We start from the raw sequence: 840 nt of genomic DNA, 5'->3' as shown, positions 1-840 counted from the left end.
GGGTCTGCTGCACGATCAGGTGACAGTTTCGGTCACGCGGCCTGACTGGCCGGTGTGGTCATGATGGCTTCGAACTCGATCGGGGTCAACCGCCCGAGTCCGGCTTGGCGCCGGCGGCGATGGTAGGTCCGCTCGATCCAGGTGACGATCGCGATCCGCAGCTCGTCTCGGGTGCGCCAGCGGCGGCGATCGAGCACGTTCTTTTGGAGCAGGGCGAAGAAGCTCTCCATGGCCGCATTGTCGCCGGCCGCACCGACGCGGCCCATCGATCCGACCATCTCGTAATGGCCGAGTGCGCGCACGAATCTCCTTGATCTGAATTGAGATCCGCGATCCGAGTGCAGGATGCAACCGGCCACATCACCGCGGCGTGCCACCGCACTGCTAAGCGCTGTGGTGGCCAGGCGGGACTTCATCCGGGAGTCCAACGAATATCCGACGACGCGGTTAGAGAACACGTCCTTGATGGCACAGAGATAGAGCTTGCCTTCGTCGGTGCGATGTTCGGTGATATCGCTGAGCCACAGCTGATTTGGCGCCCCGGCGCTGAAGTCACGTTCGACCAGATCATCGTGGACAGGCGGGCCGACCTTGCCGTTCTTTGCGCGCTTCTTGCCGAACACGCTCCACAGCCGATTCTGTGAGCAGATGCGCCAGGCGGTGCGCTCGGCCATCGGCTCACCGGCGTCGCGGGCCTCCTCGACCAGGTAGCGGTAGCCGAACTCCGGGTCGTCGCGGTGGGCGTCGAACAGGGCATTAGCGCGATATGCCTCGATGACCTCCGCGTCAGTGATCGGATTGGCGCGCCAGCGGTAGTACGGCTGGCGGGCGAGCTTGAGT

General features: G+C 64.2%; 1 protein-coding gene. It reads right to left on the bottom strand.

The window, feature by feature from the left end:
- Positions 1–32: 32 nt before the first annotated feature.
- On the bottom strand, positions 33–840 hold an 808-nt coding region (locus tag LI92_RS21370; protein ID WP_046322571.1), incomplete at its 5' end, for an IS3 family transposase.

Source organism: Mycobacterium sp. UM_Kg1, from assembly GCF_000972925.1.
Taxonomy (GTDB): domain Bacteria; phylum Actinomycetota; class Actinomycetes; order Mycobacteriales; family Mycobacteriaceae; genus Mycobacterium; species Mycobacterium hiberniae.
The sequence above is the reverse complement of the archived record's forward strand: the minus strand, read 5'-3'. Positions and strand labels throughout refer to the sequence as shown.